Source organism: Roseateles aquatilis (assembly GCF_002205645.1).
GTDB lineage: Bacteria > Pseudomonadota > Gammaproteobacteria > Burkholderiales > Burkholderiaceae_C > Roseateles > Roseateles aquatilis.
In genome coordinates, this window is the sequence record NZ_NIOF01000010.1 from 221,318 (window position 1) to 244,221 (window position 22,904).

18 protein-coding genes and 1 pseudogene are annotated in these 22,904 nt (G+C 69.1%); 4 read left to right on the plus strand and 15 right to left on the minus strand.

The window, feature by feature from the left end; genetic code table 11:
• Nucleotides 1-45 precede the first annotated feature (45 nt).
• The 10 genes and pseudogenes from glmU to CDN99_RS19890 form a co-directional block, all read right to left on the minus strand.
• Complete coding sequence (gene glmU / locus CDN99_RS19850) at nucleotides 46-1,419, minus strand: bifunctional UDP-N-acetylglucosamine diphosphorylase/glucosamine-1-phosphate N-acetyltransferase GlmU (RefSeq protein WP_088386622.1); 1,374 nt, start codon at nucleotides 1,417-1,419, stop codon at nucleotides 46-48.
• Between the two features lie 101 nt (nucleotides 1,420-1,520).
• Nucleotides 1,521-2,165, minus strand: coding sequence for a DUF4136 domain-containing protein (locus CDN99_RS19855; RefSeq protein WP_088386623.1), 645 nt, complete (start codon nucleotides 2,163-2,165; stop codon nucleotides 1,521-1,523).
• A gap of 151 nt (nucleotides 2,166-2,316) precedes the next feature.
• Complete coding sequence (gene ttcA, locus CDN99_RS19860; RefSeq protein WP_088386624.1) at nucleotides 2,317-3,348, minus strand: tRNA 2-thiocytidine(32) synthetase TtcA; 1,032 nt, start codon at nucleotides 3,346-3,348, stop codon at nucleotides 2,317-2,319.
• Complete coding sequence (locus CDN99_RS29405) at nucleotides 3,342-3,710, minus strand: dihydroneopterin aldolase (protein ID WP_238139622.1); 369 nt, start codon at nucleotides 3,708-3,710, stop codon at nucleotides 3,342-3,344. The genes ttcA and CDN99_RS29405 overlap by 7 nt, the downstream gene beginning before the upstream one ends.
• Before the next feature lie 84 nt (nucleotides 3,711-3,794).
• A pseudogene (locus tag CDN99_RS29410) lies at nucleotides 3,795-4,748 on the minus strand (NAD(P)/FAD-dependent oxidoreductase); the annotation flags it as partial.
• A gap of 97 nt (nucleotides 4,749-4,845) precedes the next feature.
• Nucleotides 4,846-5,499, minus strand: coding sequence for a protein-methionine-sulfoxide reductase heme-binding subunit MsrQ (gene msrQ, locus CDN99_RS19870; RefSeq protein WP_238139611.1), 654 nt, complete (start codon nucleotides 5,497-5,499; stop codon nucleotides 4,846-4,848).
• Between the two features lies 1 nt (nucleotide 5,500).
• Nucleotides 5,501-6,493, minus strand: coding sequence for a protein-methionine-sulfoxide reductase catalytic subunit MsrP (gene msrP / locus CDN99_RS19875; RefSeq protein WP_088386626.1), 993 nt, complete (start codon nucleotides 6,491-6,493; stop codon nucleotides 5,501-5,503).
• A 232-nt stretch (nucleotides 6,494-6,725) separates the two neighbouring features.
• On the minus strand, nucleotides 6,726-8,141 hold the full coding sequence (ccsB, locus tag CDN99_RS19880) for a c-type cytochrome biogenesis protein CcsB (protein ID WP_088386627.1): 1,416 nt from the start codon (nucleotides 8,139-8,141) through the stop codon (nucleotides 6,726-6,728).
• A gap of 1 nt (nucleotide 8,142) precedes the next feature.
• The gene (locus CDN99_RS19885) at nucleotides 8,143-10,257 is read right to left on the minus strand and encodes a cytochrome c biogenesis protein ResB (protein ID WP_238139612.1); all 2,115 of its coding nucleotides are present in this window, start codon (nucleotides 10,255-10,257) and stop codon (nucleotides 8,143-8,145) included.
• 142 nt (nucleotides 10,258-10,399) lie between these two features.
• Complete coding sequence (locus CDN99_RS19890) at nucleotides 10,400-10,990, minus strand: c-type cytochrome (RefSeq protein ID WP_375134454.1); 591 nt, start codon at nucleotides 10,988-10,990, stop codon at nucleotides 10,400-10,402.
• Between the two features lie 538 nt (nucleotides 10,991-11,528).
• Between CDN99_RS19890 and yihA the strand changes: the two genes are divergently transcribed.
• Nucleotides 11,529-12,227, plus strand: a complete 699-nt coding sequence (gene yihA / locus CDN99_RS19895) for a ribosome biogenesis GTP-binding protein YihA/YsxC (RefSeq protein WP_193531737.1) — start codon at nucleotides 11,529-11,531, stop codon at nucleotides 12,225-12,227.
• A 256-nt stretch (nucleotides 12,228-12,483) separates the two neighbouring features.
• Here the strand turns inward: yihA and CDN99_RS19900 are convergent, their stop codons facing one another.
• The 4 genes from CDN99_RS19900 to groES all read right to left on the minus strand — a co-directional run bounded on the left by CDN99_RS19900 (nucleotide 12,484) and on the right by groES (nucleotide 19,374).
• Nucleotides 12,484-14,802 (minus strand): patatin-like phospholipase family protein, encoded by a 2,319-nt coding sequence (locus CDN99_RS19900; protein WP_158218897.1) that lies wholly within the window; start codon nucleotides 14,800-14,802, stop codon nucleotides 12,484-12,486.
• A 118-nt stretch (nucleotides 14,803-14,920) separates the two neighbouring features.
• Nucleotides 14,921-17,044 (minus strand): DUF1631 family protein, encoded by a 2,124-nt coding sequence (locus tag CDN99_RS19905; RefSeq protein WP_088386630.1) that lies wholly within the window; start codon nucleotides 17,042-17,044, stop codon nucleotides 14,921-14,923.
• 215 nt (nucleotides 17,045-17,259) lie between these two features.
• Entirely contained in the window at nucleotides 17,260-18,897 is a 1,638-nt protein-coding gene (gene groL / locus CDN99_RS19910) for a chaperonin GroEL (RefSeq protein WP_088386631.1), read from the minus strand.
• Nucleotides 18,898-19,083: 186 nt separating this feature from the next.
• Complete coding sequence (gene groES / locus CDN99_RS19915; protein WP_067277665.1) at nucleotides 19,084-19,374, minus strand: co-chaperone GroES; 291 nt, start codon at nucleotides 19,372-19,374, stop codon at nucleotides 19,084-19,086.
• A 245-nt stretch (nucleotides 19,375-19,619) separates the two neighbouring features.
• Here groES and CDN99_RS19920 point away from each other — a divergent pair, with 245 nt between their 5' ends.
• The gene (locus CDN99_RS19920) at nucleotides 19,620-20,246 is read left to right on the plus strand and encodes a LysE family translocator (RefSeq protein ID WP_088386632.1); all 627 of its coding nucleotides are present in this window, start codon (nucleotides 19,620-19,622) and stop codon (nucleotides 20,244-20,246) included.
• A gap of 79 nt (nucleotides 20,247-20,325) precedes the next feature.
• Entirely contained in the window at nucleotides 20,326-20,874 is a 549-nt protein-coding gene (locus tag CDN99_RS19925; protein WP_088386633.1) for a molybdopterin-dependent oxidoreductase, read from the plus strand.
• Between the two features lie 37 nt (nucleotides 20,875-20,911).
• Here the strand turns inward: CDN99_RS19925 and CDN99_RS19930 are convergent, their stop codons facing one another.
• Nucleotides 20,912-22,195, minus strand: coding sequence for a DUF2325 domain-containing protein (locus CDN99_RS19930; protein ID WP_158218898.1), 1,284 nt, complete (start codon nucleotides 22,193-22,195; stop codon nucleotides 20,912-20,914).
• 198 nt (nucleotides 22,196-22,393) lie between these two features.
• Here CDN99_RS19930 and CDN99_RS19935 point away from each other — a divergent pair, with 198 nt between their 5' ends.
• Complete coding sequence (locus CDN99_RS19935; RefSeq protein ID WP_088386635.1) at nucleotides 22,394-22,822, plus strand: TOBE domain-containing protein; 429 nt, start codon at nucleotides 22,394-22,396, stop codon at nucleotides 22,820-22,822.
• The last annotated feature ends 82 nt before the right edge of the window (nucleotides 22,823-22,904 follow it).

The following is a 22,904-nucleotide window of genomic DNA, read 5'->3' on the forward strand; positions in this document are numbered from 1 at the left end:
CACGAATGGCGGAGCTTACGAGCTTCCCCGCCGGACGTGCAGGCCTCACTTCTTTTTCGTGGGGCGGCTCCAGCCGGAAATCACGATTTGTCGGCCCCGCGCAACGGCGAGCTGGCCCGGCTCGACGTTCTTGGTGATGGTCGAGCCACCGCCGACGGTGGCGCCGTCGCCGATCGTGATCGGGGCGACCAGCACGCAGTTGGAGCCCACGTGCACGTCCGCGCCGATGGTGGTGCGGTGCTTGTTGGCGCCGTCGTAGTTGGCGGTGATGCTGCCGGCGCCGTAGTTGACACGCTCGCCGACGGTGGCGTCGCCCAGGTAGGCCAGGTGGTTGGCCTTGGCGCCCTTGGCCAGCGTCGAGTTCTTCACCTCGACGAAGTTGCCGATGTGGACCTCGGCGCCCAGTTGGGCGCCCGGGCGCAGCCGCGCGAACGGGCCGACCAGCGCGCCCTCGCCGACGCTGGCGCCGGCGGCCTCGCCGTCGATGTGGGTGAACTCGTGGATGCGCGCGTTGGCGCCGATGGTGGCGTTGCGGATCACGCAGTGGGCGCCGACGCGGACCCCGTCGCCGAGGGTGACATCGCCCTCGAAGACGCAGTTGACGTCGATCTCGACATCACGGCCGCAGGTCAACGCGCCGCGCAGGTCGAAGCGCGCCGGGTCGGCCAGGCGCACGCCGGCGGTCATCAGCAACTCGGCCTGGGCGAGCTGGTGGCGGCGCTCCAGTTGCGCCAGCTGCGACGGGCTGTTGACGCCCAGCACCTCGGTCTCGTCGGCCGTCCTGACGGCGACGACCGGCACGCCTTCGGCGACGGCCATCGCGACGATGTCGGTCAGGTAGTACTCGCCCTGGGCGTTGTCATTGCTCAACTGGCCGACCCAGCGCTTGAGCGCCTCGGTGGGGGCGGCCATGATGCCGGTGTAGCACTCGCGGATGCAGCGCTGCTCGTCGCTGGCGTCCTTGTGCTCGACGATCGCGCGCACGCTGTCGCCGTCGCGCAGGATGCGGCCGTAGCCGCTGGGGTCCGCGTACTCGATCGTCAGCAGCACCAGTTGCCGGCCGTCGCAGGCGTCGACCAGCGCGCGGGTGGTCGCGGTGGTGATCAGGGGGGTGTCGCCGCTCAGGATCAGCGTGCTGCCGCCGGCGGTCAGCGCCGGGATCGTCTGCTGGATCGCGTGGCCGGTGCCGAGCTGCGGCTCCTGGCGCACGAAACGGATGCCGGGACCGGCGACAGCCGTCTCCACCTGCTCGGCGCCATGGCCGGTGATGACGATGCGGGCATCGGCGTCCAGTGCGGCGGTGTTGCCCAGCACGTGCTGGAGCAGCGACCGGCCGGCCAGCTTGTGCAGCACCTTGGGCAGGCTGGACTTCATGCGGGTGCCTTTGCCCGCGGCCATGACGACGATGTTGAGCGACATAAGAAAAATCGCGGTCCCTGTGGAGAAACCGCGATTATCAGGCGGGGCCGGCAGGCCCACCCACACGCACCGGCCCCGCGTCGGGGGGAGCGGGCGTCAGCTCACTTGGACGGCGTCAGTTGCACGCTCACGCGGTGCGGCTCGGGACGCGTCTGGGGGAAGTCCACCATCGACGCCTCGAAGAGCGCGCCGATCAGTTCCTTGCCGCCCTCGGTCAGGCCGTCGTTGCTGGCGCGGGCTTCATACAGCGGTTCGTTGGAGGCGCGGTCGCGGATCAGCAGCGCGACCTCGCGGTCGTAGCGCCGCTCCATCATCGGATCCATCGGGTAGGCGTAGCCCCAGCGGCTGTAATACGGCCGCCAGGCCGGGCCGTAGCGCCACGAGAAGTAGCTGCCGTTCCAGCGCCACCACATCGGGTCGTCCCACGGCGCGGGGCCGGTGCGCGTCACGCGCGCGCCCAGCGAGACCGTCACGTCCGCGGTCTTCGGGTCGGCCGATTCGGTGAAGCCGGCCTTCTGCATCGCGCTGCGGGCCGCGTCCTCGAACTGCGCCTGCCCGGCCTCGTTGCGCTGCTGCGAGGGCAGGCGCTCGAACGCATAGGTGCCGGGTTGCCGGCCCGCGGGCCAACTGCCGAAGGTCTGCGCATCGGCAGTGACGGTATTCAGCGAGGCACACGCGGTCAGCGACAGCAGCGCCGCCGCACCCAGACCGGCCAGGGCCAGTCGACGACGATTCAAGGTGAACATACAGACCTCCAGGTGGACGAACGCCGCCACGCGCGAACGTGATTCCCGGGAGCAACGAACGCTCCCGGGCGCGGATGTTCGTCCAACGATTGTGACCGCGTCCGGTTGACCTTGTCTGTGAGCGCTGGGTAACGCTCAGGTTTCCGTTTGCTCAGGCCCGATCCGGGCCTTCATCGTCGCTGTCATCGCCGCTGCCATGGCCGTCGATCGCGGCGGCGCGGACCAGCTTGACCACATTGCCCGGGGCCGGCGTGCCGCAGTGTTCTTCCTCGTCGAAGGCGATGTCGCCGTCGGCGGTGGGGGCGCCGGTGGCCTTGATGGTCTGGAAGGGGAACAGGTCGCGGTCCAGCATGTGGGACGGGACGATGTTGCCCATCGCGGTGAACATGTTGTCGACGCGGCCCGGGAAGCGGCGGTCCCAGTCCTGCAGCATCGCCTTGACGGTGGCGCGCTGCAGGTTGGGCTGGCTGCCGCACAGGTTGCACGGGATGATGGGGAACGCGCGGTGCTCGGCCCAGCGTTCGAGGTCGGACTCCTTGACGTAGGCGAGCGGGCGGATGACGACGTTCTTGCCGTCGTCGCTGACCAGCTTGGGCGGCATGCCCTTCATGCGACTGCCGAAGAACATGTTCAGCATCAGCGTGGTGACGATGTCGTCGCGATGATGGCCCAGCGCGATCTTGGTCGCGCCCAGCTCGCCGGCCACCCGGTACAGGATGCCCCGGCGCAGGCGCGAGCACAGCGAGCAGGTCGTCTTGCCCTCGGGCACCAGGCGCTTGACGATGGAGTAGGTGTCCTGCTCCTCGATGTGGAAGTCCACGCCGCGCGACTTCAGGTAGGTCGGCAGCACGTCTTCCGGGAAGTCCGGCTGCTTCTGGTCGAGGTTGACCGCGACGATGCTGAACTTGATCGGCGCGCGGTCGCGCAGGTTGATCAGGATGTCCAGCAGCGAGTAGCTGTCCTTGCCGCCCGAGACGCAGACCATGACCTTGTCGCCGTCCTCGATCATGTTGAAGTCGCCGATGGCCTGACCGACCTGGCGGTGCAGGCGCTTGGAGAGCTTGTTCATCTCGTGCGCGTGCTTCTTGGCCTCGGCGTCGGCCGCGGCCCGGTCGATGGCGGCGGCGTCAACGGCAGTGGCGGAGTCTTGGAGCAGGGTTTCGGTCGTCATGGGGTTCACCATTGGCCGCATTCGGCGCTGATCGCGACTTGGCAGTCGGGGAAGATTTCGAGCTTGGTCACCTTGATGCGCACGCCCACCACGCCGGCCAGCTTCATCAGGCGCGTGCAGAGCTTGCCCAGCAGGGCTTCCAGCAGATCGGTGTGTTCGGCGGTGCACTCGTCGATGATGATGAGGCGCACCCGGCGGTAGTCGAGGACGTGGCCGATGTCGGCGTCGCGCGAGACGATGGTCTGCGCGCCCAGGTTGACTTCGGCATCCACCTGGATGGGCTGTGGGCCCTCGCGCTCGAAGTCGAGCACGCCCAGGTTGGCGCCGAAGCGCAGCCCGTTGATGTGGATCACCTGGCGGTTGTTGCGGCGCAGCGCGGGCGGCGGTTGCGACTCGCGCAGCGGGCGCAGGAAGGCTTCGATCTGCTTGGCGGCGACGACGCCGTCGCCCAGCGCCGTCTGCACGCACGGGTGCTGCCGGCCGCTGGCGTCGCCGGCCACGAACAGGCCCAGCACGCCGAAGCGGGGCTCGTCGCGGAACGGCTGCGAGGGGGCGGTGACGCCGGCGCGTTGCAGCGCGTCGGCGACCTGCAGCCAGGCGGCCGGCGTCGGCTCGTAGCCGAGCAGCACGGCGACATGGTCGAAGCGCTCCTCGCCATAGGCCCTGGAGGTGACGGCGACGTCATGCGTGGAGGCGACGACGGCGGTCGGCAGCGCCTGCGCGGGACGGCGGCGGAGCGAGGCGGCCTCGTCCAGTTGGGAGATCAGATGGCTCTGCGCGCGCCATTCGGAGCGGGACCACAGCGTGACGTCGTGGCCCCGCGCGGTCAGGTACAGCGCGTTCTCGACGGCGTTGTCGCCGCCGCCCAGCAGCAGCACCCGGCCCGGGGGAAGGTGCTCGCGGCGCGCCGTCAGCTCCAGCGCGTCCAGGACGCGGCCGTGACGCGCCTGCTCCGGGTACAGCGGGGTCGGGTGCCGCGGGGTCAGGCCCGTCGCGAGCAGCAGCGAACGGGCGCGCAGCGGCTGCCGCGCGGAGGGATCGGGCGTGCCGTCGTGGGGCACCGGGGTGCCATCGAGGTACAGGGACCAGCCCTGGTCCGGCGTCCAGTCGAGGTGGTGGGGCGTCTGACCCAGCAGTGTGTGCACGCCGGGCTGGGCCTGTGTGTGATGGGCGTAGCGGTCGCCCAGGCCCGCGAGCGTTTCGCCCGGGTCGCCGAGCAGCCAGTCCTGGCGGTAGGTCAGCGCCTGCAGGCTGCCGCACAGGCGCGGCTCGCGCTCGATCAGCGCGACGCTCAGGCCCAGTTGCGCCAGCCAGCTGGCCGCGCTGCAGCCCGCCGGGCCGCCGCCGATGATGGCGGCGTCGACGAGGGCGGGCAGGCGGTCGGGCGAGAGGTCTGGCGGGACGTTGGACATGGAGGGCGCGCTTGCGGCTGGCGAAGCAAACCGGGGATTATCCCGGAACGAGGGTTTCCGGCGCCATCCAAGGGGCGGGCGAGCCCCTACCCCACGCTCAGCGCGGTGCGCCGCGCGCGACTTTCTTCCACAGCCGCCAGCCCAGCAGCACCGTCAGGATCGCCCCGTAGACAGCCGGCTCCGCGAAGTTGTTCTTGCCCGCGCGCATCCAGATGAAGTGCATCAGGCCGATGACGGCGATCGCGTAGACCAGCTTGTGCAGCATCTGCCAGCGCGGCGCGCCGAGCGCCTTGATGGCGCGGTTGAAGGAGGTGGCCGCCAGCGGGATCAGCAGGATCCAGGCGGTGAAACCCATCAGGATGAAGGGTCGCTTGGCGATGTCGCGCAGGATCTCGGACAGGTCCAGGCCCTTGTCCAGCCAGCCGTAGGCGAGCAGGTGCAGGCTCGCATAGAAGAAGACGAAGAGGCCCAGCATCCGGCGAAAGCGCGCCAGCGCCGGCTGCTGGATCCAGGTCCGCACCGGCGTGACGGCCAGCGTGATCCACAGCAAGCGCAGGGTCCAGTCGCCCAGCCCGCGGATGAGCGTCTCGGCGGGATTGGCGCCCAGCCGGTCCGCGAAGGCGCCGTAGACGTACCAGCTCAGCGGCAGCAGGCACAGGACGAACAGCACGACCTTCGCCGCCGGGTGCAGCAGCGGATGGCGCTTCGCGGGCGCGCTTCGGGCGCGGGCGGCGGCGGGCGTGGCGCTCACGTCAGAAGTTCTTCTTCAGGTCCATGCCGGCGTACAGCTGCCCGACCTGCGCCTCGTAGCCGTTGAACATCAGCGTCTGCCGGCGCTTGGCGAAGAGCCCGTCCTCGCCGATGCGGCGCTCGGTGGCCTGGCTCCAGCGGGGGTGGTCGACCAGCGGGTTGACGTTGGAGAAGAAGCCGTACTCCTGCTGCGCCGCCTTGGTCCAGCTGCTGACCGGCTGTTTCTCGGTGAAGCGGATCTTGACGATGGACTTGGCCGACTTGAAGCCGTACTTCCACGGCACGACCAGGCGCAGCGGCGCGCCGTTCTGGTTCGGCAACACCTCGCCGTAGAGGCCGAAGGCCATCAGCGTGAGCGGGTGCATGGCCTCGTCCAGGCGCAGGCCTTCGAGGTAGGGCCAGTCCAGCACGCCGGAGCGCACGCCCGGCATCTGCGCCTTGTCGGCCAGGGTCGTGAACTCGACATACTTGGCCTTGCCGGTGGGCTCGGCCTTCTTGATCAGCTCCGACAGCGAGTACCCGACCCACGGCACCACCATCGACCACCCCTCGACGCAGCGCAGCCGGTAGACGCGCTCTTCCATGGGCGCGGCCTTGAGCAGGTCGTCCAGGCCCCATCGACCGGGCTTGTTGCACTCGCCCTCGATGACGACGGACCAGGGCCGGGGCTTGAGGGTGTGGGCGTTCTCGGCGGGGTCGCTCTTGTCGGTGCCGAACTCGTAGAAGTTGTTGTAGCTGGTGACGTCCTTGTAGGCGGTCAGCTTTTCCATCACGTTGGCGCCGGCGACGCTGCTCTTGGCGCCGGGCAGTTTCGCCAGCTTGCCGGGGCCGGCGGTCTGGGCCTGGACAGGCCCGGCCAGGCCGGACAAGCCGAGGCCCGTCAGCCCCAGCGCGCCCGCGGACTTGAGCCAGTCGCGGCGGCTGTCGTAGACCTCGCGCGAGGTGATCTCGGAGGACGGGATGCGCTGGCCGTCACGCTGTCGCAGGAAGTGCATGGGCGAACCTTCGGGGAAGACGAACTTCGCACCTTACGCTTCCCGCCGCTGGTTTTCATGAGGGATGCCTTAAACCCCCCGTGCCCGGGTGCCCCGCCTCGCATCGCCGCATGTTGCCGCGGTATCTTGCCGCCGCATCTTGCCGCCGCGACGCCGTCGCCAGGCGCGGAAGCCGGCCAACCGGCAGGTGGGCGGGCAGCTCGACGGCCGGCGACCCATGGTCGCGACCGGCTTACAGCGTCCCGTACGAGTGCAGGCCCGACAGGAACATGTTGACGCCCAGGAAGGCGAAGGTCGTGACCAGCAGGCCGATCAACGCCCACCAGGCGGACACGACACCGCGCAGACCCTTCATGAGCCGCATGTGCAGCCAGGCCGCGTAGTTCAGCCAGACGATCAGCGCCCAGGTCTCCTTGGGGTCCCAGCTCCAGTAGCCGCCCCAGGCCTCGGCGGCCCAGAAGGCGCCCAGGATGGTGGCGATGGTGAAGAAGGCGAAGCCCAGGGCGATCGCCTTGTACATGAGGTCGTCCAGCGCCGTCAGCGCCGGCAGCCGTGCCGTCAGCGGCTTGCGCAGCGCGACGCTGGCGGCGAGGAAGACCGCCAGGCCCGCCATCTTGCCGGCCCAGCCGTCCAGCCCGGCGACCGTTTCCGGCGGCAGGTTGGCGCCGACGCGGAAGGCCAGCAGCAGTGCCACCAGCCCGACCGGCACGCCGATCAGGCCGATCACCAGCGCACGCGGCGTCGCCGTCTTCAGCAGCGTGGCCAGGGCCACCATCGCGGCCATCGCGAAGCTGCCGTAGCCGATGAAGTTGGCCGGGACGTGGATCTTCATCCACCAGCTCTGCAGCGCCGGCACCAGCGGCTGGATCTCGTGGGCGTCGCGCGCCACCGTGTACCAGAGCAGGAAACCCACCGCCGCGCTCACCACCAGCATCACGTAGGCGCCCAGCGCGCGGGTCTTGAAGCGCTCCTCGTAGTAGAGGTACATCAGCGTGGTCAGCCACGTGAACAGCACGAAGACCTCGTAGAGGTTGCTGACGGGGATGTGGCCGATGTCGGGGGCGATCTGATGGCTCTCGAACCAGCGCACCATCGTGCCGATCAGCGCCATGCCGACCGAGGCCCAGGCCAGCCTGGAGCCGATCGCCTCGGCGGCGCTGTGGCCGCCGTCGCGCTTGAGGAAACCCAGCCCATAGAACAGCGTGCTCATCCACACCAGCACGCTCATCCACAGGATCGCGCTCTGGCTGGACAGCAGGTACTTCAGAAAGAAGACCTTGTCCGCGGCGGCGAGGTCGGCGCCGAAGTTGTCGGTCTGACGCAGGTAGAGCTGGATCGCCAGCAGGCTGGCCGCGCCGACGACGACGCACAGCAGGCGCAGCGGCCGCCAGAACCAGCCCAGCGCGATCAGCGCCGGCGCGGCGCAGGCCAGGATGCCTTTCTCGTAGACGTCCATCGACGCGTGGTAGCGGCTGAACGCGAAGCCGGCGCCGACCAGCACCAGCGCCGCGAAGAGCCAGTCGACCGCGTCGCGGCCCTGGAAGTAGCCGCGCTTGCCGACGACAAGGGTCTTGCCGGACGCGGCGCCGGCGGCGGGCGCGCCGGGCTGCAACGTGGAGGGGTCGGCGGCGGTGGTCGTGGTGTTCATGTCAGGCCTCCTCATGCAGCAGCCGCTGCTTGAGCGCATCGAATTCGACCGGCAGGTCGGGGGTCTCGCGGTTGCTGGACAGCGCCATGCGCACCCGGGTCTGCTCGGGCCGCCCCGGAGCGGCCTCGAGCCACAGCCAGAGCCGGCGGTCCCGGATGTAGAGCATCGCAAACACGCCGACGATCAGCAAGACGGCGCCAATGTAGACCAACGTCTGGCCGGGCGCGCGGGTGACCTGGAAGACGCTGGCCTGCACCTGCTGGAAGTCTTCCAGCTGGAGCACCACCGGCGCGGGATAGAACATCGCGTCCGACAGCGACAGCACCGCCTGCGTCATGAAGGCTTGCGTCTTCTCGCCGGGCTCCGGCTGCGGGCGGCCGAGTTGCGCCTCGGCCTGCTTGTGGAGCTCGAACAGGCTGCCGTTGAGGATGCGCAGCAGCACCTCGGAGACCCGCGCGCGTTCCGGTTCCGGCACTTCGCGCTCGATGAACTGGGACAGCGCGGGCAGGCCGCCGATCGCGGCATCCTTGGCCGGCGCGTCGGCCTTCAGGCCCTCGGCACCGGCGAACAGCGTCAGCGTCCGCAGCGCGGTGGCCTCCAGCTGCGCCTGCATCTGGGGCTTGTCCACCGGCGTCGCGCCCAGCGCGTAATGCTTGGCGGCGAGCAGCCGTTGCGCCGGGTCGGCCAGCACGCGGCGCAGCGTCAGCCAGCCCTCCAGGCTGTCGGCGCGGTCGACCGGCACGCGCAGGTAGCGGAAGTTGTCCGCGGGCGTGTCCCGGACGCCGAGCAGGAAGACGCGGTGGCCGTCCAGCTCCAGCGGCAGCATGTAGTTGTTGTACTCGCGCGCCTGGCCGCTGGCATCGCGCAGCTTGTAGCTGAACGAGGGGCCGACGTTGCGCAGCGTCTTCTTGTCGCTGACGTTGGCGCCGGAGCCCAGGTGCTGTTCCAGCCGGCCGACCAGGTCGACCTTGCGCACGTCGGTCGCGCCGTCGGCGCCGGTGTTGGCGAAGTTCTCGACGTTGATGACGCGCAGGCCGCTGAACTCCAGGCCCAGCGTCTCGCCGTCGCTGGTCAGCGTGGTGGTGGAGCCGACGCGCCCGGTGATGGCGCCGTCATGCGGCGATTGCAGCGAGCGCAGCTTCATCTTGAGCGCCGAGCCGCCGTCCTCGAAACTGCTCTGGTACAGCGTCAGGCCGCGGTAGGTCACCGGCTCGTTGACCTTGACGGTGGCCGCGGTGGCCGCGCCGGTCTGGCGGTCGTGGATGACGATCTCGCTCGCGAACAGCTTGGGCATGCCGGTCGCGTAGTACTCGACGATGAACTTCTTCAGCTCGACGTCGAAGGGCAGTTCCTGCAGCACCACGCCCGTGGGCATGGACAGCAGCGCCGACGCGGAGCGGCTGCCCTCGGGCACGTACAAGTTGCCGCGGAAGCTCGGGTTGGACGGGCTCAGGCGGTTGACCGCTGTCATCTGGTTGAGGTCGGCGCCCTGGTAGATGCTCTTGCCCTGCGCCCACATGATGGCGCGCACGACGAGGTCGCCGTCGAACAGCCCGCCCAGGCAGATCAGCACGATCGCCGAGTGCGCCGCCAGATAACCGATCTTGTGCCCCGAGCCCTTGCGCGCGCCGATCATGACGCCGCCGTTGCGCACCTGCGCGCGGGCCTTCCAGCCTTCGGCGGTCAGCCAGCCATTGACCTGCGCGAGCGCCGCCTCGGGGTTCATGTGCAGGTAGCCGAGCGCCCTGTGCTTGAAGGCCTGGATCGACTGCTCGCGCATCGTCTCCTTGTAGGTCTTCAGGTCGCGCAGGATCTTGGGCGTGTGGCGCGCGATGCACAGGCTGGTCGAGACGACCAGGAAGGCCAGCATCAGCAGGAACCACCAGGCGCTGTAGACGGTGTAGAGGTCCAGCTTGCCGAACAGCTCCGACCAGAACGGCCCGAACTGGTTGACGTAGTTGGTCATCGGCTCGCGCTGGCGCACGACGGTGCCGATGACGGAGGCGATGCAGATGACGGTCAGCAGCGCGATCGCGAAACGCATGGACGCCACCAGCTCCATCGCGTCGTCGAGCACGGCGCGGGCGGAGGGGCGGGCAAGGGACTTCTCGGTCATGGACGGCATTCTGGGGCGCCCGGGTGTCGCGGCGGGCGAGGGGCGGCGTCACCGCCCATGACAAAGGCCGGTGACGGATCACCGGCCCGGGTCGTCATGCGGAAGGTCCGGCGCCGGCGGAGCAAACGCGCGGCGCCGTGGCTCAGCGCAGGCCGGCGATGTAGTCCGAGACGGCCTTGATCTCGCGATCGCTCATCTTGGCGGCGATGGCCAGCATCTGCGGGCTGTTCGGGCGGGCGTTGGCGCGGAAGGCGTTCAACTGGGCCTCGGTGTAGTCGCTGTGCTGACCGCCCAGCCGCGGATACTGCGCCGGGATGCCGGCGCCGTTCGGGCTGTGACAGCCGGCGCAGGCGGGGACCTGCTTGTCGGCGATGCCGCCGCGGTAGATCTTCTCGCCCAGCTTGATCAGCTCCTTGTCCTTGGCGAAGCCGGGCTTGGCCTGCTTGCTGGCGTAGAACGCGGAGACGTTGCGGATGTCGGCGTCGGACAGCGGGGCGGCCATGCCGGCCATGACCGCGTTCTTGCGCTTACCCGACTTGAACTCCTGCAATTGCTTGACCAGGTAGTCGGCGTGCTGACCCTGCAGGATGGGATTGGCGGGGCTGCCGCGCGAGCCATCGGCGGCGTGGCAGGCGGCGCAGACCTGGGAGGAAATCGCTTGCCCCTTGGCGAGATCGGGCTTGGCGGCGGCTGGCGATTCGGAAGCCAGCGCAGCGCCGGACATCAGAACCATACTCGACAACAAGAAAGCGGCAGTCTTCATGAATGTTGAGGGGGGTTGGGTGAGCGCAACCGAGGGATCTTACAATGGCGCCCCTTATGAGCCCCGCAGCGCGATGACCGATTCCAACAAGAAACCCGCTCCGGCGGCCCCAGGGAAACCCGCAGGCCGCTCCACGGGCAACGCGGGTCGCCCGGGAGCGACGGCCAGGAAGCAGGGCCCCGGCAAGACCGGTCTGCGCGCGGCCGCCAAGGCAAAAGCCAAGGCGAAGGCCAAGGGGCAAGTCGTGACCCCGGCGCAGAAGCCCGCCGCGCCGATGACACCGGGCAAACGAGCGTTGGCCTGGACCCACACCGCGCGGTTCCTCACCACCGCGAGCCAGTTGAAGCACCTGCCGGTGAACGGCGTGCTGCCCGCCGACGCGCTGGCGGCCGAGGAGGCCGCGGCGCTGGCGCATGACTTCGACGACGAGCTGGAGACGAGCGTCGCCGATGTCGACGCCGCCGCGGGCCAGGTCGAGGACGGCGAGGTCGAGGGCGATGGCGATGGATTGACCGACGGCGCAACGGCCGGCGACCCGGGGGTCACCACGCAAGACCTGCCCCCGCGCCAGCTCCCGGAGATCGCCTTCGTCGGCCGCTCCAACGCCGGCAAGTCCACCGCGATCAACATGCTGGCGCAGCAGAAGCGCCTGGCCTTCGCGTCCAAGACGCCGGGCCGCACGCAACACATCAACCTGTTCTCGCTCGGTCCGCGCGACGCGCCCGACGCGCTGTTCGCCGACCTGCCCGGCTACGGCTACGCCGCCGTCGCGCGCGACGCCAAGCTGCGCTGGCAGCGCGTCATGGCCGACTACCTGGGCAAGCGCGACAGCCTGTCCGGCGTCGTGCTGATGGTCGACTCCCGCCTCGGCCTGACCGAGCTGGACAAACAACTGCTGGAGTTCGTCTCCGACCGCGTCACCGCGGGCGAGATCAGCCTCCTGGTGCTGTTGACCAAGGCCGACAAGCTCAACCGCAAGGAAGGCACCGCAATACTGGCCCAGGTCCAGAAGGACCTGGCGGTGCTGGCGACCGAGGACTCCAACATCGCGGTGACCTTGTTCTCCGCGCTGAGCAAGCAGGGCCTGGAAGACGTGGCCGAAGTGCTCTACGACTGGGCGCATCCGGTGGCGGAAGAGGCCGGCGAGGATGCTGGCGACGCGGCGGGCGATGACGCCGCCGATCTTGAGGACGAGCACACGTCCTGACCCGGGCCGGTCGTCAGGGCGCTGCATCGAGCGCCGGACGGGTACCGAGCGCCGGCCTGCGGGAGCCGGGGGGCCGGGCCTCATACGGTTCCCAAATCGGCCCAACCCCCCGGCTCCCTCCGGCCTCCTTCACCGCCCGCTGACGTTCATCGGCCTTCGTCGACCTTCGTCGACCTTCGTCTACCTTTGTCGACGTGCGTTTGGGGCTGTCGATGCCAGTTGACGTTCGGCGTTGAGGTCCGGGTGGGGCGTCGGGTCATGGACGTCCGATGAACACGTACAGCGCGGTGCCGCCCTTGGGCGCGTAGCCGATGCCGACATACAACGGACCGAGGCCGGTGTCCGAGCCCAGGAAGATGCTGCTGCCATAGCGCAGGTCCTTGAGATTGATGTCGCGCCGCGAGGCCCAGGCGTTGCCCGCCTCCAGCGTGCCGCCGACGAAGAAGCCGCGGGACAGGAAGGGCGTGTCGTTGAGTCGGCGGTAGTAGGTGGCCCGCGTGAACAGCAGCGCATTGCCGCTGAGCTGGTTGGGCTGGTAGCCCGACAACTGCTGGAAGCCGCCCAGCGTGTCGCCGCCCAGGCCCGTGTCGTCGGGCTGCTGCGCCGCGACACCGCGTGCGTAGAAGCTCAGCGTGTGGCCGCCGAAGCTGCGAACCATCGTGCCGTCGAGGTTCAGCCGCAGGAAGCGCCCGCTGTTGAGGTTGCGGTTTTCCTGGCGCCCGCCGGAGGCGTCGACGGTGAAGCGGTAGCCATGCTGCGGGAAGTTGGCGTAGTCCAGTTGGTCGACGACGGTGCGCAGCCGTAGCCCGCGCTCGTAGCTGGTCCAGCGCAGCGTGCCGAGGTCGGCGCTCGATCCCACGGTCGTGATCAGGTCGGGCCTGGCGTAGCGGATCCGCGTGATCGCGCCCAGCCGTACCTCACCCCAGCGGCCCCAGGGCTGGCCCAGGTCCAGGCCGATCGAGGCGTCGCGCCGCACCAGCCGCGCCTGGCCGAGTCCGGCATTGGCGGGGTTGTTGTCGCTGTAGACGATCTGCTTGCGCTGGTTGGCCTCGGCCCAGGCGCTGGCGAACCAGTCGTCCGCCACGCCCAGTTTCAGCCCGAGCGGGTGATAGAGCTCGGTGTAGAGCCGCGGTGTCTCGCCGATCGTGATCTGGTTGCGCCACTCGGTGCCCTTGTCGGTCAGCCAGTGGCGGTTGTGGCTCAGGCGCAGGTTGAAGAAGCTGTCGCCGTTGGAGTCGGTCGACAAGTCCATGCCGACACGGAAGTAATTCGGCCCCCACGGCTTGTCTTCCATGTTGAAGACCAGCGTCTCGCCCTCGGCGCGCTGCTCGACGTGATAGTCGACGCGGTTGTAGTCGCCGCTGGAGGACAGGAAGCGCATGTCGCGCTCCGCCACGGTGTTGTCGAAGACCTGGCCGGGCTTGGATTCGAGCTGGCTGCGGAAGCGCTCCGGATTGGTCAGGTCGCTGCCCTCCATCCGGACCGCCGCGATCACCACCGCCGGCGGCTTGAGTCCGCCACGCGCCAGTTGCCAGTCGGCATAGGTCTGGTTGTCCACGGCATAGGCGCGCAGTTGCGGCAGCAGTGCCTCGGCGGCTTCCTCGCCGAGGCGGATGAAGTCGCGCACCTGGGCGAAGTCGCCGGAGGTCAGCTTGCCGAGCTTGGGGGTGATGAGCAGGTCCTCGCCGGCGGTCATGCTGGCGATCGAGCGCTGCACGTTCTGCTCGGTCAGGATGTTGATCATCTGCGCGGTCAGGCCGATCAGCGAGTTCAGCGAGTCACGTCCCCCCACCGGCGTGCCGACGTTGATCGCGATCAGCCGCTGGGCGCCCATCTCGCGGGCCACGTCGATCGGCAGGTTGTTGACCAGGCCGCCGTCGCCCAGGATGCGGTCCTCCCACTCGACCGGCGCGAACACGCCGGGCACGCTCATGCTGGAACGCAGCGCCAGCGCCAGGTCGCCTTCGGCGAGCACGCGCTCGTTGCCGTTCTCCATGTCGGTGGCGACGGCGCGGAACGGCGTGGGCAGGCGGTCGAACTGGCGCACGTTCCGCACCGGCAGGGTCAGGCGACGCAGCAGCGCTTCCAGGCCGCGGCTGGAGAGCGTGCCGGTGGGCACGCGCACCTCGCCGTCGCGCAGGCCGAACTCGATGGTCGCGGAGAATTCGAAGTCCTCCTCCTTGCGGCGCTGCGACAGATCCTGGCGGTCGATGCGGCTGGCGAAGAGCCGGTCCCAGGCGATCTTCGAGAGCTCCCGGTCCAGGTCCTCGGCCGACATGCCGCTGGCGTAGAGGCCGCCGATGATGGCCCCCATCGAAGTGCCGGTGATGATGTCGACGGGGATGTGCTCGCGCTCCAGCACCTTCAGCACGCCGACGTGCGCCAGCCCGCGCGCGCCGCCGCCGGACAGCACGAGACCCAGCCGCGGCCGTCGCGCCTGGTCGGCGGCCGGTGCCGGCACCGCGCCGGGCGATGGATTGGGCGGCACGGTCTGCGCGAAGGCGGCGGAGGCGGTCAGCACCGCGGCCAGCAGCAGGACGGGCAGGCGGAAGTCGACGCGAAAGGCAGCGGACATGAGGCGCGGAACGTGAGACGCGCCCGAAGGCGCGGCGGAAAACACGAGGGGCCGGCGCCGCGGGGGACGCGAGGCTCGGGCGGCGGACATCGCCGCCACCCGGAGTGGAACAGAAACCTCAGGACCGCCGGTCCAGATCCAGCCGCGGCAGTTGTTCCTGATCGTGACCGTGGTCCATGGGGGTCTGCTCCAGATCCTGCATCAGCGTGCCGATCGCGCGCTGCAGCAGCGGCTCTTCTTCCAGCTGGGTGATCAGGCCGTTGGCCACCAGCTGTTCCAGCGCGCCGCGCGTCATCGAGTGGCGCTCGTCGCTCACCTGGCCGATGAACAGGAACAGCTGACGGCTGTCGCTGATCCAGGCGATCTGCGCGGTGATCCATTCGCTTTGCAGGAACAGGTGGTACCAGGCGCCGATCTGCACGCCCGCGATCCAGTCCTGCAGCGCGGCGCGCGCATGCGGCGAGCGCTCCTCGCTGTAGAGCGCCACCGGCACCGTCGGCAGTTGGCCGCGGTCGACCTGCTCATGGGCCCAGCGCGAGGGGAGTTGCGATTCGCGTTCGTTCAGCAGTTGCTGGAGGACTTCCTCCGGCGTTAGCGCCGGGCGTTTGGGTCCCGACGCGGCCGGTGGCTTTTCCTCGACGGCCGGCATGCCGCGCAGCACGCGGCCGTGCTGGCGCATCAGCTCGTCCATGAAAGCCTGGCGCTGCAGCGGCGGCAGGGCGATCGAGTTCATGCCCTGGTCCAGCGCGCGGACCAGATCCGGCAACTGCCCGCGCAGGCGCTGGCGTGCCGCGTCGTCGGGTTGCGGCTGGACGCTGTGCAGCAGGGCATCCACCAGCTCGACGAAGGTCTGCGCCTGCGGTGCGTCGCGGCCGTGCTGCACCATCGCCTGCGCGATCACCTCGACCCAGGGGCCGAGCAGGAAACGCCGCATCAGCTTGCCGGCCTGGGCGTCGTCGAGCTGATGCTGGAGCTGGTCGCGCAGCATGCGCTGCCATTCCTGCCGCTGCTGCTCGCGGTCCAGGCGTTCGAGCGCCAGCGTGCTGCGCTGGCCGCGCGCCTCGACCTGCGAGCGGATGTGGTTGTCGACCTCGGTCAGCGCTTGCTGGAACTGCAGGGCGGACGGGTGCGCGCTGTCCAGCAGCGGCTGGATCACGCGCTCCAGGAACTGCAGGAAGTTGCGCAGTTCGGCGTCGTCGGGACGCGCGAAGCCGGCGCCGTGCGCGGCGATGCGATTCAGCAACTGCCAGGTCGGGTGATCCTGGCGGCGCAGCAGCGTGACGTCCGCGCGGGACAGCCGCACAATGGCGACCTGCAGCCGGCCCATCAACACCTTCAGCGGCGGTTGCAGGCTGTCGTCGGCCAGGATCTGGTCATACAGGCGGGAGAGCAGGTCGGTGCCCGGCGCCGCCATGCCGGGGCCCAGGCGCGGCGGCGCTCCGGGCGCGGGCGGCGTGGCGGGCGTTCCGCTCTTTGCCGCCGTGAGGCCGGCGGCACGCGAGTTCATCGCGTCCAGCTTCAGGGCGACCTGATCCAGCGTCGCGTTCTGCGTCGGGGTGTCGGTGAGGGTCTTGAACTGGCGGAAGCGCAGTTCTGATTCCTTCAATGCGGCGCCGTGGCTGGTCAGCATGCCGCTGAGCTGTGCCTGGCGCAGTTGCTGGCACAACTGGGCGTAGATGGGCTGCAGCTTGCGCGCCAGCGGCATCGCGGCCATGCGCATCAACGCGGAGCGACCGTCCGCGTCCAGGTCCACGCCCTCGATCGCGCGCGACAGCCCATGCGCGAACAGCGCGGCACGCAGCGGGTTGTCGTTCTTGAGCGGGCGGGCGATGCCGCGCAGCGCGGCGAAGAAGTTGCTGAGCTGGTGCAGCTCCGCCTTCGTCTGGTCCTCGATCGCGGTGATGACGTGGGCGATGGCCACGTCCTTCAGCGCCTGGCTTTCGTCGACGAGGCTCAGGGAGAAGTCGCCCGACGCGAGCGGCGCGGGCCGTTCGCGTTGCAGCGGATCGCGGCCCTCGCGAGCGACGGTCAGCAGCCGGGTGAGGGAGTCTTCCAGGTCAGACGCGAAATGAGCACGCCGCTTGGACCAGCCGGCCAGCAGCAGGTGGTGCTCGAGGCGACTCTTGAGCTCGTCCTGGAGACCGTTGAACACCGCATGCGCCAACGAGGGGACATGGGCCAGGGTCTCATCGACCAGCGATTGCAGCGAAGGCGGGGGATTGGGCGAATGCGCTTGAACCATCTTGGATTTCAATGTGCGTCCGCATTATGAGCGCCCCTTATTCAGGTGACATCCCCTGGGGCGGAGGGGCGTGCGAGGCGGGTGGAGGTCGGGTGTGCATTTTTCACGGCGGCAAGGCGCTCGCCCGGCGCAATGAAAAAGGGGTCGCCGTGGCGACCCCTTCGAGCGAGGGACGAACCGGGGCGCGGACGCCCCGGCGTCGACCCGGGAGGACCTTACATGTCCATGCCCATGCCGCCCATGCCGCCGGGCATGGCCGGGCCGGCGGAGTCATCCTTCGGCGATTCGGCGATCATGCACTCGGTCGTCAGCATCAGCGACGCGACGGACGCGGCGTTCTGCAGCGCGGTGCGGGTCACCTTGGTCGGGTCCAGGATGCCCATTTCGATCATGTCGCCATAGGTACCGTTGGCGGCGTTGTAGCCGTGGTTGCCCTTGCCACCCAGCACGGTGTTGACGACGACGGAGCTTTCTTCACCGGCGTTGTAGACGATCTCGCGCAGCGGGGCTTCGATGGCCTTCAGGATCAGCTTGATGCCGGCGTCCTGGTCGGCGTTGTCGCCCTTGATCTCGCCAGCGGCCTGACGGGCGCGCAGCAGCGCGACGCCACCACCGGCCACGATGCCTTCCTCGACGGCGGCACGGGTGGCGTGCAGCGCATCTTCGACGCGGGCCTTCTTTTCCTTCATCTCGACTTCGGTGGCGGCACCGACCTTGATGACGGCCACGCCGCCGGCCAGCTTGGCCACGCGCTCTTGCAGCTTCTCGCGGTCGTAGTCGCTGGTGGCTTCCTCGATCTGGACGCGGATCTGCTTGACGCGCGCTTCGATGTCGGCGCCGGCGCCGTTGCCGTCGATCAGGGTGGTGTTTTCCTTGCCCACTTCGACGCGCTTGGCCTGGCCCAGGTCGGCCAGCGTGACCTTCTCGAGCGACAGGCCGACTTCCTCGGCGATGACCTTGCCGCCGGTCAGGATGGCGATGTCTTCCAGCATGGCCTTGCGGCGGTCGCCGAAGCCCGGGGCCTTGACGGCGACGACCTTCAGGATGCCGCGGATCGTGTTGACCACCAGGGTGGCCAGCGCTTCGCCGTCGACTTCCTCAGCGACGATCAGCAGCGGGCGGCCGGCCTTGGCGACGGCTTCCAGCGTCGGCAGCAGGTCGCGGATGTTGGAGATCTTCTTGTCGTAGAGCAGGACGAACGGGTTGTCCAGGATCGCCGACTGCTTTTCCGGGTTGTTGATGAAGTACGGCGACAGGTAGCCGCGGTCGAACTGCATGCCTTCGACGATGTCGAGCTCGTTGTCCAGGCTCTTGCCGTCTTCGACGGTGATCACGCCTTCCTTGCCGACCTTGTCCATCGCCTTGGCGATGATCTCGCCGACGTCGGCGTCGGAGTTGGCCGAGATCGTGCCGACCTGCGCGATTTCCTTGGACGTCGTGGTGGCCTTGGAGGCCTTCTTCAGCTCGGCGACCAGGGCGGTGACCGCCTTGTCGATGCCGCGCTTCAGGTCCATCGGGTTCATGCCGGCGGCCACGTACTTCATGCCTTCGCGGACGATGGCCTGGGCCAGCACGGTGGCGGTGGTGGTGCCGTCGCCTGCATTGTCAGAGGTCTTGGAAGCGACTTCCTTGACCATCTGCGCGCCCATGTTCTGCAGCTTGTCCTTGAGCTCGATTTCCTTGGCGACGGACACGCCGTCCTTGGTCACCGTGGGGGCGCCGAACGAGCGCTCCAGCACCACGTTGCGACCCTTGGGGCCCAGGGTGACCTTGACCGCGTTGGCCAGGATGTTCACGCCTTCGACCATGCGGGCGCGGGCTTCGCCGCCGAAGACGACGTCTTTTGCTGCCATGAGAATTCTCCGAATCTGATAGATATGAAGGCCACGCCCCAACGGGATTCACCGCTCGGTGATCGCCGAGTAAAGCGTAGCGAGCGGTGTGCTGGCTAGGCGGAAGGAGCGCAGGGACCGGAACGTACTTGGGTACGTGAGGATCCCGAGCACCGCCCAACGACGCCAGCGCGCCGCGAAGTAGCTTTACTTGGCGATCACGGCGAAGAGGTCTTCTTCGCGCATGACAAGCAGCTCATCGCCGTCGACCTTGACGGTCTGGCCGCTGTACTTGCCGAACAGGACGCGGTCGCCGACGGCGACGTTCAGGGCGACGAACTCGCCCTTGTCGTTGCGCTTGCCCGGGCCGACGGCCAGCACTTCGCCCTGGTCAGGCTTCTCGGCGGCGTTGTCGGGGATGACGATGCCGGAGGCCGTCTTGGTTTCGTTTTCCAGACGCTTAACGATCACGCGATCGTGCAGAGGACGCAGTTTCATCAGATCTCCTTGACTGTGCTGACTTGATTCCTGGGCCCGCCGGGCGCCAATCGCACCGGCCGGTCCATCACAAGAAGTAAGCCCCGCGACCAGGTCCGGGGCTTGTTAGCACTCGACCTTCGTGAGTGCTAGCAGATGGATTATATGGACCGGATCCGTCGTTTCAAGGGTGAGGGCTTGAGAGATCGTCCGGGGCCCGATACTCACGGCCGGCGCGGCGTCGCGCGGACCTCACGACAGAACCCATGGTCACCACCTCCCAGATCGTCAGCTTCCTGCTGGTCGCCTTGCTCATCACCGCCACGCCAGGGCCGGACAACCTGATGGTGCTGAGCGTCGGCATGTCCAAGGGTCGTCGGCAGGGCATTGCCTTTGGGCTGGGCTGCGCGCTGGGCTGCCTCAGCCACACGCTGCTGGCGGTGGTGGGGGTGAGCGCGATCGTCGCCGCCTCGCCGGTGGCCTTCACGCTGTTGAAGTGGACGGGTGGCGCCTACCTCGTCTGGCTGGGCATCCAGGCGCTGCGCAGCCGGGGCGGCAGCGCGGTCGGACCCGCCGCGGCCGGGCCGGCCTCGCTGCGATCGCTGTTCGTGAAGGGGCTGGTGGCCAACGCGATCAACCCCAAGGTGGTGCTGTTCTTCCTGTCGTTCCTGCCGCAGTTCGTGGTCGCGTCGCAGGGGCACGTGGAATGGCAACTTGGCGTGCTGGGCCTGGTCTTCACGGCGCAGGCGGCGGTCCTGTTCGGGCTGCTGGGCTTCTTCGCCGGCGCGGTCGGCGCCTGGCTCACCCGCCGCCCACGCGCCGGCTTGTGGCTGGACCGGCTGGCGGGCGCGGTGTTCGTGGGGATCGGCCTGCGGATGATCGTCAGCCGCTGAGCGCGGCCCCGTTCCGTCCTTTCAGCCCGACAGGCGCGACGCTATATTCGCGCCGATACGTCGACTGCCAGGACCCCCCATGTCTTTTCCCTTGCACCGCACGCACCGCCCAAGCCGTGTGAACTGGATCGCGGCGCGCGTCGTCGCCCTGTCGCTCGTCGTGGCGGGGCTGTCCGCGTGGGCTGGCCCGCGGTCCGAGACTGTCCGCATCGCCGGCGCGGTGAAGACGCCACTCGATCTGACCGTGGCCGATCTGCGTGCGTTCCCGCCGGATCAGATCGCCAGCTTCACCACGATGAAGCGGCTGGACGGTCAAGAAGTCGCCAGCACCGTGCGCGGCGTGAAGCTCAGCGCCGTGATCGAGCGGGCCGGCGTGGTCGCGCCGGGGCGTAACGATTGGAAGTCCCTGATCGTGCTGGCGTCGGCGACGGACGGCTACAAGGTCAGCTTCTCGTGGCCGGAGCTCATCAACACGGCGGTCGGCGCCGGCGTGCTGGTGGTGTTCGAGCGCGACGGCCAGCCGCTCGCCGACGACCAGGGCCGCATCGCGCTGGTGTCCGCCAACGATCTGCGGACCGGTCCGCGACACGTGAAATGGCTGGACCGGATCGAGCTGCGGCAGCCCTGAGCGCCAGGCTCGGGTTCCGGGCCCGAGCATCGACGGCTCAGCCGTGTCGCAAGCAGAAGCGGGGGGGCGCGGTCGACGAGGACGGCGTCAACTCACGGCGCAGCGTGGCCGCGAAGCTCGCCAGACTGGCGCTGCGCAGCGGCACGAACGGCACCTGATGCCGCTCCGCGAGCCGCTTGAGATTGGCGACCGAATCATGGTCGACGCAATCCACCGGAAAGACCACCAGATCGGCCCGCGGCAACAGCGCGGAGAGCAATCCCTTGCGCGACTCCAGCCCGCCGTCGTGATGCAGGAATTCGCCGCCATGCCGATGGACGAAGTCGCGGATCGCCGGCGTCGAGCTGGGGCGACCGCCCACGTACAGCACCCGCCGCGCCGCGAGCAGCGCGACGTCCGACCCGTCCGGACCGGTCTCACCCGCCGACGTCCCTTGCGCGCTGATCTGCTGCAACTCGCCTTCCGCCGCGGACAGCTCCTCCGTCAGCGACTGCGCGTGAGCCAGTGCGCGGTCCAACTGCTCTTGCACTTGTCGGAGGCGGTGCCCGGCGTCCTCGGCGATGCGTTCGGCGTGCTCCCGGCGCTGCGTGTGCAGTGCGATCAGCTCGGCCGCGTCCGCCGTCGGCGCGTTCTCGGTCGGCCGCGCGCGGGCCTCGGCCAGACGGCCTTCGAAGTCGATGCCTTGCTGGCGCAACCGCTCCGCGAGCTGGTCACGTTCCTGGATCGCTTCCTGGCGCCGCGACTGCTCGCGCTCCAGGCGGTCGTGCAGGTCCGCGTTGTCCCGTTCCAGCGTCACGAAGCGTTTGAGCTCGTGCCGGTTGGCCGAGCCCATCAGGTGCGACAGCATGTGGACCTCGCCGAATGCCGCCTGCCGCAACTCGGGCGTCACCGCCTTGTGCGTGAGCAGCGCCCAATAGGCGCCGGGGATGTCCCCCTGGCTCCAGGCGTGTTTCCAGGCCTGATCGAGCCCGGCCGCGTCCCGCGCCGCGGCGAAGGTGCGCACCGCGCCGGCATGGCGCTGATCGAGCGCCTTATGCAGGGCCTTCGACACCTCGCCGCCCTGGGCCGCGAGGCTGACGGCCAGGTGATGGACCTCCAGGTCGCTGCTGCCCTTGACCGACGCATGCCGGGTCATCAGGCGGCGCAACTCGGCGGTGCCGAGGCAGGTGCCGATGACCGAGCAATGCAGGTGGCCGTCCAGCTGATGCAGTCGCGTGCGCGCGGCGGCGGTGGCGCCGACGGCCGGCTCCTCGGCATCATGGTCGCAGCAGCCGATCGGGGACAGCCCGCTGGGGCTGCGCTTGAATGGGGGCGTCAACATCAACGGGCCTCGCGGGACGGTCATGGTGGTTTCGCAATATACGGCCAAACATATCGAAAGGCGCCGGGTGGCCAATTCCCGCGGCCGATCCGACGCTGATCCGGACGCGATCCGGACGCGATCCGGCATCGATGCACGGCGGCGGGGGCGTCTCCGCGAGAATGCGGCGATCCGGATCCTCAACCCAGGAGAGTCGACATGAAGGCCAGCGCGCGCAACCAGTTCAGCGGTCAGATCACCGCGATCCAGGACGGCACCGTCAACGACGAGGTCGAGCTGCAGACCGCCTCCGGGCTGCGGGTGGTGGCGACGGTGACCCGCGCCAGCCGCGACACGCTGGGCCTGCGCGTGGGCGCGAATGTCGTGGCGCTGGTCAAGGCGTCGTCGGTGGTGCTCGTCACCGACGCGGGCGGGGTGCGTTTCTCGGCGCGCAACCAGTTCCAGGGCACGGTCAGTCAGGTGACCCTGGGCGCCGTCAACAGCGAGGTCGCGTTGACGCTGGCGGACGGGGAACTGCTGGTCGCGATCGTCACCAACGAGAGTGCGGACGGGCTCGGCTTGTCGGCAGGTCAGACGGCGACGGCGCTGTTCAAGGCGGGCAGCGTCATTCTGGGCGTGGCAGCCTGATGGCGGGGCGCCCGCCGCGCGCAGGCGCTCGGCGGACGCTGCGACCGCGAGTGCGGCCTGAACGGGGGGCGCCCACCCGCAT

What these genes read in the sequence shown, in the direction of transcription:
- msrP (WP_088386626.1), bottom strand. Translation starts at nt 6,493, where the DNA reads ATGCACTTCCTGCGACAGCGTGACGGCCAGCGCATCCCGTCCTCCGAG.
- CDN99_RS19890 (WP_375134454.1), bottom strand. Translation starts at nt 10,990, where the DNA reads ATGGTTCTGATGTCCGGCGCTGCGCTGGCTTCCGAATCGCCAGCCGCC.
- ttcA (WP_088386624.1), bottom strand. Translation starts at nt 3,348, where the DNA reads ATGGTGAACCCCATGACGACCGAAACCCTGCTCCAAGACTCCGCCACT.
- CDN99_RS19925 (WP_088386633.1), top strand. Translation starts at nt 20,326, where the DNA reads ATGTCTTTTCCCTTGCACCGCACGCACCGCCCAAGCCGTGTGAACTGG.
- CDN99_RS19930 (WP_158218898.1), bottom strand. Translation starts at nt 22,195, where the DNA reads ATGTTGACGCCCCCATTCAAGCGCAGCCCCAGCGGGCTGTCCCCGATC.
- CDN99_RS19855 (WP_088386623.1), bottom strand. Translation starts at nt 2,165, where the DNA reads ATGTTCACCTTGAATCGTCGTCGACTGGCCCTGGCCGGTCTGGGTGCG.
- CDN99_RS19885 (WP_238139612.1), bottom strand. Translation starts at nt 10,257, where the DNA reads ATGACCGAGAAGTCCCTTGCCCGCCCCTCCGCCCGCGCCGTGCTCGAC.
- CDN99_RS19920 (WP_088386632.1), top strand. Translation starts at nt 19,620, where the DNA reads ATGGTCACCACCTCCCAGATCGTCAGCTTCCTGCTGGTCGCCTTGCTC.
- ccsB (WP_088386627.1), bottom strand. Translation starts at nt 8,141, where the DNA reads ATGAACACCACGACCACCGCCGCCGACCCCTCCACGTTGCAGCCCGGC.
- groL (WP_088386631.1), bottom strand. Translation starts at nt 18,897, where the DNA reads ATGGCAGCAAAAGACGTCGTCTTCGGCGGCGAAGCCCGCGCCCGCATG.
- CDN99_RS19905 (WP_088386630.1), bottom strand. Translation starts at nt 17,044, where the DNA reads ATGGTTCAAGCGCATTCGCCCAATCCCCCGCCTTCGCTGCAATCGCTG.
- groES (WP_067277665.1), bottom strand. Translation starts at nt 19,374, where the DNA reads ATGAAACTGCGTCCTCTGCACGATCGCGTGATCGTTAAGCGTCTGGAA.
- glmU (WP_088386622.1), bottom strand. Translation starts at nt 1,419, where the DNA reads ATGTCGCTCAACATCGTCGTCATGGCCGCGGGCAAAGGCACCCGCATG.
- CDN99_RS19935 (WP_088386635.1), top strand. Translation starts at nt 22,394, where the DNA reads ATGAAGGCCAGCGCGCGCAACCAGTTCAGCGGTCAGATCACCGCGATC.
- CDN99_RS19900 (WP_158218897.1), bottom strand. Translation starts at nt 14,802, where the DNA reads ATGTCCGCTGCCTTTCGCGTCGACTTCCGCCTGCCCGTCCTGCTGCTG.